This is a genomic window from Streptomyces sp. NPDC001880 (assembly GCF_053594575.1).
The window spans coordinates 14,170-28,164 of sequence record NZ_JBSFET010000019.1; the positions used below are offsets into that span (position 1 = coordinate 14,170).

Annotated in this window: 11 protein-coding genes and 1 pseudogene; 7 read left to right on the top strand and 5 right to left on the bottom strand. The window is 68.4% G+C overall.

Features of this window, described 5'->3' with window-relative positions; all coding sequences use genetic code 11:
• Positions 1–405: 405 nt before the first annotated feature.
• On the top strand, positions 406–1,245 hold the full coding sequence (locus ACWCQ6_RS14085; protein WP_451088830.1) for an SDR family oxidoreductase: 840 nt from the start codon (positions 406–408) through the stop codon (positions 1,243–1,245).
• Positions 1,246–1,382: 137 nt separating this feature from the next.
• On the opposite strand, the gene ACWCQ6_RS14090 is transcribed toward ACWCQ6_RS14085, so the two are convergent.
• Together ACWCQ6_RS14090 and ACWCQ6_RS14095 are read right to left on the bottom strand one after the other, a co-directional pair.
• Positions 1,383–3,218, bottom strand: a complete 1,836-nt coding sequence (locus ACWCQ6_RS14090; RefSeq protein ID WP_451088832.1) for a glycoside hydrolase family 15 protein — start codon at positions 3,216–3,218, stop codon at positions 1,383–1,385.
• 530 nt (positions 3,219–3,748) lie between these two features.
• The gene (locus ACWCQ6_RS14095) at positions 3,749–4,054 is read right to left on the bottom strand and encodes a helix-turn-helix domain-containing protein (RefSeq protein ID WP_331749813.1); all 306 of its coding nucleotides are present in this window, start codon (positions 4,052–4,054) and stop codon (positions 3,749–3,751) included.
• Between the two features lie 65 nt (positions 4,055–4,119).
• Between ACWCQ6_RS14095 and map the strand changes: the two genes are divergently transcribed.
• A complete protein-coding gene (map, locus tag ACWCQ6_RS14100) occupies positions 4,120–4,902 on the top strand; it encodes a type I methionyl aminopeptidase (protein ID WP_451088835.1) in 783 nt (260 codons plus the stop codon).
• Between the two features lie 185 nt (positions 4,903–5,087).
• On the opposite strand, the pseudogene ACWCQ6_RS14105 reads toward map, so the two are convergent.
• Positions 5,088–5,771 (bottom strand): annotated as a pseudogene (locus ACWCQ6_RS14105) (alpha/beta fold hydrolase); the annotation flags it as partial.
• A gap of 213 nt (positions 5,772–5,984) precedes the next feature.
• On the opposite strand from ACWCQ6_RS14105, the gene ACWCQ6_RS14110 reads away from it, so the two are divergent.
• The 3 genes from ACWCQ6_RS14110 (at position 5,985) to ACWCQ6_RS14120 (ending at position 9,992) form a co-directional block, all read left to right on the top strand.
• A complete protein-coding gene (locus ACWCQ6_RS14110; protein ID WP_451088837.1) occupies positions 5,985–7,619 on the top strand; it encodes an ABC-F family ATP-binding cassette domain-containing protein in 1,635 nt (544 codons plus the stop codon).
• Between the two features lie 83 nt (positions 7,620–7,702).
• Complete coding sequence (locus ACWCQ6_RS14115) at positions 7,703–9,397, top strand: ABC-F family ATP-binding cassette domain-containing protein (protein ID WP_451088839.1); 1,695 nt, start codon at positions 7,703–7,705, stop codon at positions 9,395–9,397.
• Positions 9,398–9,425: 28 nt separating this feature from the next.
• Positions 9,426–9,992, top strand: coding sequence for a CGNR zinc finger domain-containing protein (locus ACWCQ6_RS14120; RefSeq protein WP_451088841.1), 567 nt, complete (start codon positions 9,426–9,428; stop codon positions 9,990–9,992).
• Between the two features lie 208 nt (positions 9,993–10,200).
• Here the strand turns inward: ACWCQ6_RS14120 and ACWCQ6_RS14125 are convergent, their stop codons facing one another.
• Positions 10,201–10,848 (bottom strand): ScbR family autoregulator-binding transcription factor, encoded by a 648-nt coding sequence (locus ACWCQ6_RS14125; RefSeq protein WP_451088843.1) that lies wholly within the window; start codon positions 10,846–10,848, stop codon positions 10,201–10,203.
• 437 nt (positions 10,849–11,285) lie between these two features.
• Between ACWCQ6_RS14125 and ACWCQ6_RS14130 the strand changes: the two genes are divergently transcribed.
• Positions 11,286–12,260, top strand: coding sequence for a ScbA/BarX family gamma-butyrolactone biosynthesis protein (locus ACWCQ6_RS14130; RefSeq protein ID WP_451088845.1), 975 nt, complete (start codon positions 11,286–11,288; stop codon positions 12,258–12,260).
• 92 nt (positions 12,261–12,352) lie between these two features.
• Here the strand turns inward: ACWCQ6_RS14130 and ACWCQ6_RS14135 are convergent, their stop codons facing one another.
• Positions 12,353–13,192: an NAD(P)H-binding protein gene (locus ACWCQ6_RS14135; protein WP_451088847.1), complete on the bottom strand. Its 840-nt coding sequence runs from the start codon at positions 13,190–13,192 to the stop codon at positions 12,353–12,355.
• 128 nt (positions 13,193–13,320) lie between these two features.
• Between ACWCQ6_RS14135 and ACWCQ6_RS14140 the strand changes: the two genes are divergently transcribed.
• Positions 13,321–13,992 (top strand): ScbR family autoregulator-binding transcription factor, encoded by a 672-nt coding sequence (locus ACWCQ6_RS14140; protein ID WP_451088849.1) that lies wholly within the window; start codon positions 13,321–13,323, stop codon positions 13,990–13,992.
• The last annotated feature ends 3 nt before the right edge of the window (positions 13,993–13,995 follow it).

Consider the following 13,995-nt stretch of genomic DNA (forward strand, 5'->3'; position numbering starts at 1 on the left):
CCGGAAGCCGATGCCATTCCGGCGCGCATGGCGCGAGACGGCCGAAGATAAGGGATTTCGCCGTTGCCCACCTACGCGGACTGCGAGGGGGCACCGCGCTCGTCGGGTCGTCGCAGAAAGATTTGGTTACGCGTACAAGGCGACCAGTCGGTAAAATCGTTGCAAATTCAGCTCTTTGTACCAAACAGCCTATCCCGGGCATACGTCGCCCGCACTCCGCGCAAGGGCTGTCCTGCCGAGGGTGCCGGGCTCATGCCCCCCCAGGCTCCCGGGCCCGTTCGGCTGACCGGCGCAATCTGCCGGCGCCCGACGTGTGGCCCGGGCTTTCGGATGGTTCGGTGTCGGCAGGAGTCGACCCGACTCACACGAGGCCGTGAGGTCAGCCAGTCGAGGAGGAGAACGGGCGTGAGCGTGACTCAGGGAGCCCCTCAGGGCGTCATTCCCGCGCGTCTGCTGAAAGGTCAGAAGGCACTCGTCACCGGCGCGAACTCGGGCATCGGCAAGGCGACGGCCATCGGCCTGGGGCGTGCCGGAGCCGACGTGGTCGTGAACTACGTCGCCGGGCGTGAGGATGCCGAGCAGGTGGTCGAGGAGATCTCCGGGTTCGGAGTGCACGCGGCGGCCTACGAGGCCGATGTCTCCCAGGAGGACCAGGTCGTCGCGATGATCGAACGGATGGTCCAGGAATTCGGGACCATCGACATCCTCGTGGCCAACGCCGGGCTGCAGCGCGACGCTCCGTTCACCGGGATGACGACGGCCCAGTGGCAGAAGGTGCTGGACGTCAACCTCACCGGCCAGTTCTTGTGCGCTCGGGAGGCGACGAAGGAGTTCTTGAGAAGGGGAGTCGTCCCCGAGGTCTCGCGAGCTGCCGGGAAGATCATCTGCATGAGCTCGGTGCACCAACTCATCCCTTGGGCCGGCCACGTCAACTACGCGGCCTCCAAAGGTGGCGTGCAGATGATGATGGAGACGCTCGCCCAGGAGCTCGCACCCCGCAGGATCCGGGTCAACGCAGTTGCTCCGGGCGCCATCAGGACTCCCATCAATCGCAGCGCCTGGAACACTCCCGATGCCGAGAAGTCCCTGTTGCAGCTGATTCCTTACGGGCGCGTCGGTGATCCGGAGGACATCGCCCAAGCGGTCGTCGGGCTCGCCTCGGACCTGATGGACTACGTGGTGGGCACCACGCTCTACGTGGACGGTGGCATGACCCTTTTCCCCGGCTTTGCCACCGGCGGGTGAACTGCGGCGTGGCGACCTCGGGCGGCACCCTCTGTCCCGCCCGACACGCGGCAAGCGCGCCGTTCGCCTGCGCATCCCGATGAAGAGTCCTGTGCTCCCAGGAGTGCCCTTGACCTCAAAACACCCTTGACCTCAAGTCAGCGGAACCGTCGTCCTCGGTCGCGCTGTTCGTCAAGGGCGTCGTCCAGGGTGGTGGCGGCCATGATCAGCGACAGATGGGTGAAAGCCTGCGGGAAGTTGCCCAACTGCTCGCCGCTGGGGCCGATCTCCTCAGCGAACAGGCCGACGTGGTTGGCATAGGTCTGCATCTTCTCGAAGGCATAGCGCGCCGGACGAACCCGCCCGGCGCGAGCAAGAGCGTCCACATAGAGGAAGGTGCAGAGACTGAACGTGCCTTCGGAGCCCCGCAGACCGTCCGGGGAGGCCGCAGGGTCGTAGCGGTAGACGAGGCTGTCCGACACCAGCGTGCGCTCCATCGCGTCGAGCGTCGACAGCCAGCTCACCGTCCTGGGAGCCAGGAACCCGACGCGCGGAACCAGCAGCAGCGAAGCGTCGAGGACATCGCTTCCGTAGTGCTGGACGAGGGCCTGCTCCTTCTCGTTCCAGCCCCGCTCCATCACCTGTTCGAGGATCGCGTCGCGAGCCGCGGTCCAACGAGGAGCGTCGGCGGGACGGCTGTGTTCTCTCGCCAGGCGCAGCCCCCGGTCGAAGGCCACCCATGACATCACCCGGCTGAAGGTGAAGTCCTGGCGTCCGCCGCGGGTCTCCCAGATGCCCTCGTCGGCGCGATCCCAGGAATCGGCCAGCCAGTCCAGTGTCCGTGCGACGTTCTTCCAGCCGTGGTAGCTGCCTCCCATGGCGGCCTCATGCCCCTCCGACAAGGCATAGAGCGCCTCCCCGTAGATGTCCAGCTGCAGCTGATCAGCCGCGGCGTTCCCCACCCGCACCGGATACGACCCCCGATAGCCTTCGAAGTGTGAGAGAACCTCTTCCGACAGCTCGGGATCCCCGTCGACGCGGTACATGATCTGCAGCGGCTCGCCATCGACGCCCTCCCGGGCCTGGAGGCGGTCCCTCATCCAGTGAGTGAACTGCGCCGCTTCCTCGGCGAACCCCAGGTCGAGCAGAGCACGCACGGACAGGGAGCCATCACGGACCCAGGTGTAGCGGTAGTCCCAGTTGCGTTCACCCCCGATCTGCTCGGGCAGACCCATGGTGGCGGCGGCGACGGGAGCACCTGTGGGGGCGTAGGTGAGCAGCTTGAGCGTGATGGCCGAGCGCTGCACCACACCCGGCCACCGGCCGCGGTACCGGGAGGAGTGGACCCAGTCCTGCCAGAATTCCACCACCTCCCAGAACCGTTCCATCGCCTGGCCATGGGTGACCGGCGGCGGGGGCTCGCCATCGGGTCCGTCGACGGTGAACACCGCCGCGGCCATCTCGCCCGACCTCAAGGTCACCGCACCCCGCACATCCGTACCGTCCTGCTCGAGGGGGAAGGTGCTTTGCAGATAGGCAGTGGCGTTCTGTGCCCGGAACGCAGCGGTACCGTCTTGCACGTCGAGCTGGTGGGTGGCCCGGCCGTAGTCGAAGCGTGGACGGCACTCCAAAGTGAAGCGCACCGTTCCGCGCACTGCCCGCACGCCGCGGATCAGCACATGCCGGTCTGTGGGGGTTCCGGTGCGGTCCGGTGGCATGCAGTCGAAGACTTCGCCGACTCCGTCCGGCGACATGAATCGCGTCACCAGGACTGCGGTGTCGGGGTAGTAGAGCTGCTTGCAGGTGGTGTTCTGACTTTCCGGCGCGAACAGGAAGTAGCCGCCACGGTCGTGGTCGAGCAGGGCAGCGAAGACACTGGGCGAGTCGAACCTGGGAGCCGGGAGCCAGTCGACGACCCCCTGGGACGAGACCAGAGCAGCGGTTTGCAGGTCACCGACGAGGCCGTGGTCACCGATGGGCGGATAGCGATCCATGATCATCTCTCCTCCCTGATGCCTGATTCCAGGGTCCCCCGTGTGCGACGGGATCGCCATCCCTTCCACCAGTCGGGTCTGACGCTGCGCGTATCCACCTCATGACTCAGCGCAAGACGCTGGAGCAGTGACTGGCCGACCACCTCCGCCTGCCCAGGTCTCAGCGCCTGATCCTTGATCGCCGGGGTTCCGTGATCCGGGAGGTGCGCAGCCACGGAGCCACTACGCCGGGTGAAGGCCGGCTACCCGATCGAGGCAATGAACGGGTACAGGTCCGGGAGATCGATGACGACGAGGACAGACGGTTGCTGCGGATCATCCGCGCCTGCAGCCGACCACGTCGAGCGAGCCCGGCCTTTAGCGGTTGGTCGGTCCTTCCCACAAGGCCGCAGGTCCGTATGGCCACAACGGGGGCAAGGAGATCGGCGGTGTCGTCGTCCTGGAGCGGGCCGGCCGACGAGGTGATCAGCATGCGGGCAGGCGTACCGGCACAGCGCGGTCAGTGAACCGCTGCCTCTCTGAGCACGGCCCTACGAAACCAGCGATGCATGCCGTGCGACAGACAGGACCGACTGATCCTCGATGGTGCGCTCCGGCTGGCTGATCTCGGCCCAGACCGCGTCGAGAGACAGGCCCAGGGTGTCGGCGATCGCTGCGATGGTCGGGAAGGCGGGGGTGGCCACACGGCCGGATTCGATCTTCCGAAGAGTCTCCGGCGAAATGTGCGAAGCAAGTGCCACGTCGAGCATCGAGCGGCAGCCCCGGGCTCGGCGGAGCAGGGCGCCGAGGCGCTGACCGCGTTCTACCTCGGCGGGGGTGAGCGGCAACCTGACCATGCCCCCATTCTAATACCGGTATAGTTAGACCGGGATAGTTATTGGACGTACTGTGAGAGGCCCCCATGATTGAGATCCTGAACTCCGCGCAGCTTGAGCGGGCGAGGGGCACCGGCACCCTGGTCGGAGACATCCTGCACACGCTGAAGCAGCGCAGCACGGTCGGGACCAACCTGCTGGACATCGACCAGTGGGCCAAGGAGATGATCACCGAGGCAGGAGCGCAGTCCTGCTACGTCGACTACGCGCCTTCCTTCGGGCGCGGCCCGTTCGGTCACTACATCTGCACGGCCGTCAACGACGGCGTGCTCCACGGGCGGCCCCACAACTACACGCTGGCCGACGGGGACCTGCTGACCCTCGACCTGGCCGTCGCCAGGGGTGGGGTGGCCGCGGACGCCGCGATCAGCTTCCTGGTGGGCAAGGCCAGGCCTGCGGAGAGCGTCGCGATGATCGAGACGACCGAACGGGCGCTCGCCGCCGGCATCGCCGCCGCAAAGCCGGGGGCACGCATCGGCGACCTCTCCCACGCCATCGGCACGGTCCTCAGTGAGGCGGGCTACCCGATCAACACCGAGTTCGGAGGCCATGGCATCGGCTCGACCATGCACCAGGACCCGCACGTGGCGAACACCGGACGGCCCGGCCGTGGATACAAGCTGCGCCCCGGCCTGCTGCTCGCCCTGGAGCCCTGGATCATGGCCGACACCGCCACCCTCGTCACCGACGCCGACGGCTGGACGCTGCGCAGCGCGACGGGCTGCCGGACCGCACACAGCGAGCACACCATCGCCATCACCGACGACGGAGCCGAAATCCTCACCCTGCCCTCGCAGTCACGGCCGTAAAAGAGCCCACCCCGCTGCCCCTACGGCACGCAGAGGACGGGCTCCTTGCCCGCGCGTGGGTTACTGCTCTGGCCGGAGGTCCAACATGGGGCAGGGCACTGCCCCTGGCTCGACGACGCGGACCGGTTCGTGGCAACTGTTGCAGCGTTCCTGGGGTGAAGCCCGTACTTCTCCTACTCCTACTCCTACTGCTGCGCGAAACGCTCGAACGCCGCGTACAGAGCCGCGCTCATGGCGGCGCTGCCCTTGTGCCCGGAGTCCTAGACGACCACGAGTTCCGCGCCGGGCCAGGCATGGGAGAGGTCCCAGGCCGTGTCGAGGGGGCCGCTGATGTCGAGGTGGCCGTGGATCAGGACGCCGGGGATGCCTGCCAGGCGTCCGGCGTCGCGGATCAACTGGCCTTCCTCCAGCCAGGCCCCATGGGCGAAGTAGTGCGAGCAGATCCGTACCAGCCCCAGCATGGCCCGTGGCGGCCTGCTGCCGTACGGGTTGGGCGAGCCGTTCGGCTCCGCGGACAGGACCGCGTCCTCCCAGGCGCACCAGTCGGTCGCGGCCTTGGCCCGTACGTCCGGGTCGGGGTGCTCCATGCGGCGCGCGTAGGCTCCGACGAGATCGCCGTCCCGTCCGGCCTCGGGGACACCTTCCCGGAACCGCTGCCATGCCTCCGGGAAGAAGCGGCCCGCGCCCCGGTAGAGCCAGTCGATCTCGGAGCGGCGGGTGCTGGTGACCGCGGCGAGCACGATCTCGGACACCCGCTCCGGGTACCGCTCGGCGTACGCGAGGCTGAGCGTGGAGCCCCAGGAGCTGCCGAAGAGCAACCACCGGTCGACGCCCAGGTGTTCGCGCAATCGCTCCATGTCGGCGAGCAGATCTCTGTGGCCTGCTAGGCTCGGAAGAGCTTTGATCATGCATTGAGGAGACCAGACATGGTGGGTGACGACGACATCTCGGGGTGATACCCCGACCTGTCAGGCCACCGGCCGATGCCCAGGAGCATCGCCGTCGTGGCCGTTCAGTCGTCCCCTTCTTCCATGTCCCGGGCACCAGTCTCTGCCTGCCCGTATCTCATTCGAGGTCTCTTCATGTCCGACACCTGCGTCGTCTGCTCCAACCTGTCCTTCGCCTGGCCCGACGACACCCCGGTCTTCGAGGACCTGTCCTTCACCCTGAGCAGCGGCCGGACGGGCCTGGTCGCGCCCAACGGCTCCGGCAAGAGCACCCTGCTCAAACTCATCGCAGGTGAGCTGCGGCCCAGCACCGGGTCCGTCTCCGTGGGCGGCACGCTCGGCCACCTCCCGCAGACCCTTCCCCTGGCCGGTGGCCTCACGGTCGCCGAGGTCCTGGGCGTCGCCGAGGTCATCCGGGCCCTGGACGCCGTGGAGTCCGGGGACGTGAGCGAGGAACACTTCACGACCATCGGCGACGACTGGGACATCGAGGAACGCACCCGCGCCCAACTGGACCGGCTCGGCCTCACCGATCTCACCCTCGACCGGAGCCTGAGCACGCTCAGCGGCGGCCAGGTCGTCTCGCTCGGCCTGGCGGCCCAGTTGCTGAAGCGGCCCGACGTACTGCTGCTCGACGAGCCCACCAACAACCTCGACCTCGAAGCCCGTCACAAGCTCTACGACGTGCTGGAGGACTTCGGCGGCTGCCTCCTGCTGGTCAGCCACGACCGGGCACTGCTCGACCGCATGGAGCGCATCGCCGAACTCGAACGCGGTGAACTGCGCTTCTACGGTGGAAACTTCACCGAATACGAAGAAGCCGTGCGAGCCGAGCAGGAGGTCGCCGAGAAGAACATCCGCAACGCCGAACAGGAGCTGAAGCGGGAGAAGCGGGAGATGCAGCAGGCCCGCGAACGCGCCGAGCGCCGCGCGAGCAATGCCGCCCGCAATCTCAAGAGCGCAGGCCTGCCCCGCATCTTCGCCGGAAACATGAAGCGAGGCGCCCAGGAGTCCGCGGGCCGGTCGGGGCAGCTGCACGCGTCCCGGGTCAGCGAGGCCAGGGCCCGGCTGGACGAGGCGGGGCGCGCCCTGCGCGACGAGCAGCGCATCACACTGGACCTGCCGGACACCGACGTGCCCGCCGGGCGCACCCTCGTCCTCGGTGAACACATGCAGGTCCGCCACGCCGGACGGCCCGTGTTCGCCGCACCGGGCGTCGATCTGACCGTCCGGGGTCCCGAACGCATCGCGCTGACCGGTCCCAACGGCTCCGGCAAGACCACGCTGCTGCGGCTGCTCAACGGCGAACTCGCCCTGGACGGCGGGCAGATCAAGCGCGCCGACGGCCGGATCGCATACCTCTCGCAGCGGCTGGACCTGCTGGCCCCGGACCGTACCGTCGCCGAGAACTTCACCGCCTTCGCGCCGCACCGGCCGGAGGCGGAGCGGATGAACCTGCTCGCCCGCTTTCTCTTCCGGGGCCCCCGGGCCCATCTGCCCGTCGGGGTGCTGTCCGGAGGCGAGCGGCTGCGTGCCACCCTGGCCTGTGTCCTGTGCGCCGAACCGGCTCCGCAGCTGCTGCTCCTGGACGAGCCGACGAACAACCTCGACCTGGTCGGCGCCGGTCAGCTGGAGAGCGCGCTGGGCTCGTACCGGGGGGCGTTTGTGGTGGTCAGCCACGACGAACGTTTTCTGGCGCGGATCGGCGTGGCCCGGTGGCTGCGGCTGGCCGACGGTGAGCTGACGGAGACGGGAGCGCCCGAGGTGTGAGCCGCCGGCGTGCCGACCGGGCCCGCGCCCGAGGTGGGTCACCACCCGGCGGGCCGAACACCGATCACGTCAGGTGGACCATCATGTCTCGACCGGCTCTGCTCGCCCACGACGTCGTCCGCACCCTGGGGACCAAGCGGGTCCTCGACGGCGTCTCCCTCACCGCTTCCCCCGGCCACCGCATCGGGCTGATCGGGGAGAACGGCGTCGGCAAGTCGACGTTGCTGAGGCTGCTCGCCGGAGTGGACGACCCCGATGCCGGGACCGTCACGCGCCCGGCCGACCTGGGTTTCCTGCACCAGGAGATGCCGTTCGACGACGCGTCGACGATTGCCGACGTGCTGGACGAAGCCCTGCGCGAGGCCCGTGACGACCTGGCCGAGCTCGAACGTCTCACCGGGCAGCTCGCCCATGTCCCGCAAGACTCCCCCGGGTACGCCGAGCTGCTCGACGCGTACGGCCGGCGGCTCGAACAGGCCCAGGAGCGGGAGGTCTGGGACGCGGACCGACGTGCCGCGATCGTGCTCGACGGGCTCGGCCTCGGGTCGTTCCGGCACGACCGGGCGCTCGGCTCCCTCTCCGGCGGGCAGCGCGGCCGTCTGGCGCTGGCCGCTCTGCTGGTCCGGCGCCCTTCGGCACTGCTGCTGGACGAGCCGACCAACCATCTCGACGACGGCGCCGCCGCCTTCCTGGAGGAGCAGGTGCGCGGCCTGCCCGGGATCGTCGTGGTGGCCAGCCACGACCGGGCCTTCCTCGACGCCGTCTGCACGGATCTGATCGACCTCGATCCGGCCGTGGACGGCCCGGTCCGCTACGGCGGCAACTACAGCGCCTATCTGACCGAGAAGCGTGCCGAGCGGGAACGCTGGGAGCGACGGTACGCCGAGGAGCAGGAAGAGCTGGCCGCGCTGCGCCACTCGGCCGGTGTGACCGCGCACCGGGTGGCGCCCGACCGGGAGCGGCGCGACAACGAGAAGATGGGGTACGGCCACCGGGGCGGCCGGGTGCAGAGCCAGATCTCCCGGCGGGTGCGCAACGCCACCCGCAGGCTGGACGGGCTGGAGCGCAGGCAGGTCGGTGAGCCGCCGCAGCCGCTGCGTTTCCACGGGACCGCACTCGCCGTCACCGTTTCGTCCGCCGAGGGGTTGGTGGACGACGACCTGATCTCCCTCCGCGACGTGCGGGTGCCGGGCCGGCTGGCCGTCGGGCGCCTGGACGTACCGGCGACCGAGCGCCTCCTTGTCACGGGAGGAAACGGCGCGGGCAAGTCGACGCTGCTGTCCGTGCTCGCCGGGCGGCTCGCGGCCGAGGGCGAGGTGAGGCGGCGGCAGGGGCTGACAGTGGGGCTGCTGGCCCAGGACACCGTGTTCGGCCGGCCCGACCGGACCGGGCGTGAGACCTACGAGCGCTCGCTCGGCGCAGAGCGAGCGGAGGCGGTCCCGCTGGGCTCGCTGGGTCTGCTGCACGAGGCGGATCTGGACAAGCCGGTCGGCCTACTGTCGGTCGGTCAGCGCCGTCGGCTCGCGCTGGCGCTCCTGGTGGCGCGTCCACCGGAGCTGCTGCTGCTCGACGAGCCGACGAACCACTTGTCCCCACGGCTGTGCGACGAGCTGGAGGCCGCCCTGGGCACCGGGCCCGGCGCAATCGTCCTGGCCAGCCACGACCGTTGGCTGCGTGGACGCTGGCAGGGCCGCGAGATCCGGCTGCGCTCCGGCCGGGAGTACGGGGACGGCAGCACGGGGACGGCCACCGGTCCGGCAGGTGGCGAGCCTTACTGACGCAATAGTCACCTGCCAGAATGGTGATGTGAATCTGGACCATGTCTTCGTATGCGGAAACCCGGCGCTCGACTTCGCCGCGACACTCCGGGCACGGCGCTCGATGCGGTTCGAGATGTTCGTGACGCCGGAGCGGCTGCGGGCGTGGTACCTGGAATCCGGCATCGTCGACGCGGTCTTCCCCGGCGACCAGGCCGACGTGGACCGCGCGAAGGCTGTACGAGAGGCCGTCTACCAACTGGTCACGGCCCGTCGGCTCGGTGAGGAGTACGCCGACAAAGCACTGGAGGTGCTGAACGGTGCGGCGCGCAGACCGCCCGCCGCACCGCAGCTCACCGTCTCTGGGCGCTGGACGGAAGCGACGCCGGGCGAAGCCCTGTCCACTGTGGCGCGCCATGCGGTCGAGCTCTTGAGCGGGCCGGACGTACCCCTGCTCAAGGAGTGCGACAATCCCGAGTGCACCCGTATCTACATCGACCGCTCCCGGGGCATGCGGCGGCAGTGGTGCGGCATGGAGTCCTGCGGCAACAAGATCAAGGCGGCCGCCTACCGCGCGCGCAAGAAGAGCGCACACGCCGCCGCTGCCGCGCAGTAGGAGCGGACACAAAGGCGGTTCATGGCGGCGGCAAGGCCGAGGCCCGGGGCCAGGTCCCCTTGCTTGACCGAGCACCCGCAAACATGTGTGCCAAGCAACAGGAACGGTGGAACTGTTCGCTCAGACCCCGGGCCATCTGCAGCCTGGCGCTCGCGCTGTTCGGTGGCTGTTCACCGCCCACAGCGATCTGTTCTGCAGCGCGGCTCCGTCACGCCACCGGATGCGGCCGCCGGGTTCCGCCGGCCTCGATCGCATCGAGACGCGCCGCCGGTACGAGTGTCGGCAGCAGCAGCCGCCAGAACCGCATGACCGTCGACTCCGAGAGCCATGCCGAGTCCCGGACCCCGAGCACCTCGAATCCCACGGTCGTCGCCACCACTGCGGTCACCACGTCCTGCACCGCCGTCCCCCGGCGCAGCTCGCCTTCGGCCTCGGCCTGTCTCAGCGTCTCCTCGACCCAGCACCGCCAGTGTCGCCGCAGGTCCATCCGGGGTGGGCGGGACGTCTCGCCGCTCAGCGCGAAGCCGACCCGCAGCACCACATCGCCGCGCAGCGCTTCGGTGAGCGCGTGCGTGACATCGACGAGGAGTTGCACTCGGCTCCCCCTGAACGGCAGGGCACCGTTCGTCACGGACAGCAGCCTGGTCACCGCCGCCTCCTCGACGACATCCACCAGGATGGCCTTGCTGGCAAAGTGAAAATGCAGCGCCCCGTTGCTCACCCCTGCCCGCGAGCTGATCGCGGTGAGCGAGGCCGTCGAGAATCCCTCCCGGTCGAAGACCTCGGCCGCGGACCGGATCAGCGTTTCGCGTGTACGCGCCGCACGTTCCTGCTTGACCATCAACTGCTCCGTCACTGCCGGGGGTTGCCGTGCTTGCCGAAGGGCAGGCGACGACTCTAACAAACCGTGCGTGCGGTTTCTGAATAGTTTCCCTATCCACCCGTCGCATGCGGCCCGGCCCCGGTCTGCCCGCCAGAACGCTGCGGGCGCCGCTTGAGACATCCCACTCGAGGGCAACTTGTGTCACGCTCGAACCACGTCGGACCAGAAACGGACGCAGGCTCGACACCGGGACGCGTCGACCCGGCCCCATCTCCCAGAACAGGCAGATCGGAATGGATGCCTCCGCTGTTTTCGGTGACAAGGCGCCAGAGACACTAGAAATTAAACCGGTTGGTATGTATTTTCAGGCCAAGGAACAGCCCATTCCTGAACACACCTCTCGCACCAGCCAAGGGGGAGCAATGTCTGCGAGCACGTTTCAAGTCGGACCAACAGTGTTCGACAGAGAAATGGCAAGAGGCTCCAAGGCTTCCACGATCAAGCCCGGCGGCTTCTACCCCGTCTCTTTGACCACCACCGTCCCCAGGGAACTCGTACACCGGTCCGCCGTCGCGGAGGTCATGCTCACCGACTGGGAGCGGGTGGACGACACCCACTTCGTCATATCCGCCCAATGGCCACGCGGTCACAGCTTCTTCACTCCGGTCGCGGACAATTACCACGATCCGCTCATAGGCTGCGAGACGATCCGCCAGATCGGCATCCTTCTGGGACACGCGGAGTTCGGCGTGCCCTTCGGCCACCAGTTCCTCGTCCGGGACCTCGACATCGCCGTACGTCCAGAGCATCTGCGGATGGGGTACGAGCCCGCCACGCTCAGCATCGACGTCGACTGCACGGAGATCAACCGGCGTGGCAAGAACCTGTCGGGGCTGCGTTTCGAGACGGTCTTCCACCGCGACGGGAACGTCGTCGCGACCGGGGGCGGCTCCTTCTCCTGCATGTCCCCTGCGGTCTACCGCCGGGTGCGCGGCGAGCACGTGCCCGGCGGAGGCCGGTATCAGCTGCCGCTGATCAGCCCTGCGGCCCCGCAGAGCGTCGGGCGCATATCGCCCATGGACGTCGTGCTCTCCCCCACGAGCGAACAGAACCGCTGGCAGCTGCGGGTGGACACACGGCACCCTGTGCTCTTCGAGCACGTGGTCGACCACGTGCCGGGCATGGTGCTGATCGAAGCCGCCCGCCAGGCCACGGCATCGGCCCTCGGCCGGTCCTCCTACCTCCCGCTCGGCATCGCCAATGAGTTCAAGCGGTACGTCGAGCTGGACTCCCCATGCGTGATCGAGGCGTGCCTGCTGCCCGACACGGCCCCCGAAGGCGAACAGACTGTCCTGGTGACCGCCCATCAGGACGGTGCGCTCGTCTTCAACTCCAAGGTGACGGCCGGGTCGCACGGCATCCGACCTCCGACGAACGGCATCTGACCCGTGGCGAACAAGGCCTACCCGCGACGGTCGACGGCTGCCCCCCGCCGGGCAACCGTCGCCCCTATGCCCTCACCGGTGAGCGACAGCACTCACCCGAAGGCACTCAGGTGATCGCTCGCCCATCCGCGGAACGTCCCGGCCGGCCGGCCGAGCAGAGCGGCAACCGTGCCGTCCACCTCTGCCTTCGAACCCTCGCGGCCGCGCTCCGCACTTTCCAGCAGCGCCTCGACGATGTCCGCCGGATAGCGTGCGCCCAGTGCGGCACGGGCCTGCTCCGGCTCCAGCTCCTCGAAACGGAGCGGACGGCACAGCAGTTCGGCGAGCCGAGCCGTCTGCTCGACCGCGGTGATCGCCTCCGGCCCGGTCAGCGTGTGGGTCCTGCCCACGTGGCCGTCCTCCGTGAGGGCGCGTACCGCCACCTCCGCCACGTCACGCGGATCGACGCAGGCGTTGGCCGACGCCCCGTACAGGGCCCGCACCACATGGTCCGACCGGATGGAGCCCACCCAGGAAAGCGTGTTGGACATGAACGCACGCGGACGCAGCAGGGTCCACTCCATACCGGATCCGCGCAGCAGGTCTTCGTTGCGGCGCTGCCACCGGGTGATCAGGTCCTCGGCCCGGCTGTCCGCGACGGCGGCCGCGGACAGTTTCACCACGTGCCTCACTCCCGCCGACCCGGCGGCCCGGATGAAGTTCGAGTCGTCGTCCCCGCCGGGGTTGGTCACCAGAAAAACGGTGCGAATCCCATGCAGAACACCCACCAGTGAGGCCGGGTCGGAATAATCCCCGGATACGACCTCGGCACCCGCACCTGCACCCGCGACCCGCCCCGGATCCCTGGCCATGATGCGAACTGCCAGGTCAGCGGGGATCCTGCGGACCACTTCCCGCCCGATGGTCCCCGTGGCACCGGTGACAAGAATCATGAACTTCCCTCTCTTGTCCGACATTTCCTCGGCCGGTACGGGCGAGGAAGCGGCCTGTAAGATACGAACTGGACGGTTTCTTTACCGGCCTCCCGACGTTCGACCACACTGAGGAGGGAGGAGGCAGAGTGGCTGAGCAGCTACGAGCCATCCGTACCCGTCGGAGGATTCTTTCGGCGGCGGCCAAGGTCTTCGAGGAATGCGGGTACCAAGCGGCCACGATCTCCCAGATCCTCACCGAGGCGGGAGTCACCAAGGGCGCGCTGTACTTCCACTTCCATTCGAAGGAAGACCTGGCTCAGGGCGTTCTCGCCGAGCAGGACCAGCGGATCATCGTTCCTGTCCGCGCCTCCAAGGTGCAGGAGATCGTGGACGTTGTGATGCTGCATGCCCATCGGCTGCAGACCGACCCGATGGTGCGCGCCGGCGTGCGGCTGACGATGGACCAGCTGGCGCAGAGCCTCGACCGCAGCGGTCCGTTCCTGCGCTGGAGCGAGGTCGGCCTCGATCTGCTCCAGCGGGCACAGGCCCAGGGCGAGTTGCTGCCCCACATCTCGCCGTCCGAGACGGCCGATGTCATCGTCGGCTCCTTCGCCGGCATCCAGTCGATGTCGCAGGCCGTCTGTGAGTACCGCGACCTTGTGGGACGGGTGTCCGCGCTGATGCGTCATGTGCTGCCCAGCGCGGTGGTGCCCTCCATCCTCGCCTCGCTCGACCTCTCCGAGGGCCGCGGAGCCTCGGTCTACGCCGAGGCCGTGAAGGCGGCCGAAATGCGGGACCTCGTCGAAGCCGCCGGCTGAGCA

Excerpts from the sequence above, each read along its gene's own strand:
- ACWCQ6_RS14095 (WP_331749813.1), bottom strand. The coding sequence starts at position 4,054 with ATGGTCAGGTTGCCGCTCACCCCCGCCGAGGTAGAACGCGGTCAGCGC.
- ACWCQ6_RS14115 (WP_451088839.1), top strand. The coding sequence starts at position 7,703 with ATGTCTCGACCGGCTCTGCTCGCCCACGACGTCGTCCGCACCCTGGGG.
- ACWCQ6_RS14110 (WP_451088837.1), top strand. The coding sequence starts at position 5,985 with ATGTCCGACACCTGCGTCGTCTGCTCCAACCTGTCCTTCGCCTGGCCC.
- ACWCQ6_RS14135 (WP_451088847.1), bottom strand. The coding sequence starts at position 13,192 with ATGATTCTTGTCACCGGTGCCACGGGGACCATCGGGCGGGAAGTGGTC.
- ACWCQ6_RS14090 (WP_451088832.1), bottom strand. The coding sequence starts at position 3,218 with ATGGATCGCTATCCGCCCATCGGTGACCACGGCCTCGTCGGTGACCTG.
- ACWCQ6_RS14130 (WP_451088845.1), top strand. The coding sequence starts at position 11,286 with ATGGCAAGAGGCTCCAAGGCTTCCACGATCAAGCCCGGCGGCTTCTAC.
- map (WP_451088835.1), top strand. The coding sequence starts at position 4,120 with ATGATTGAGATCCTGAACTCCGCGCAGCTTGAGCGGGCGAGGGGCACC.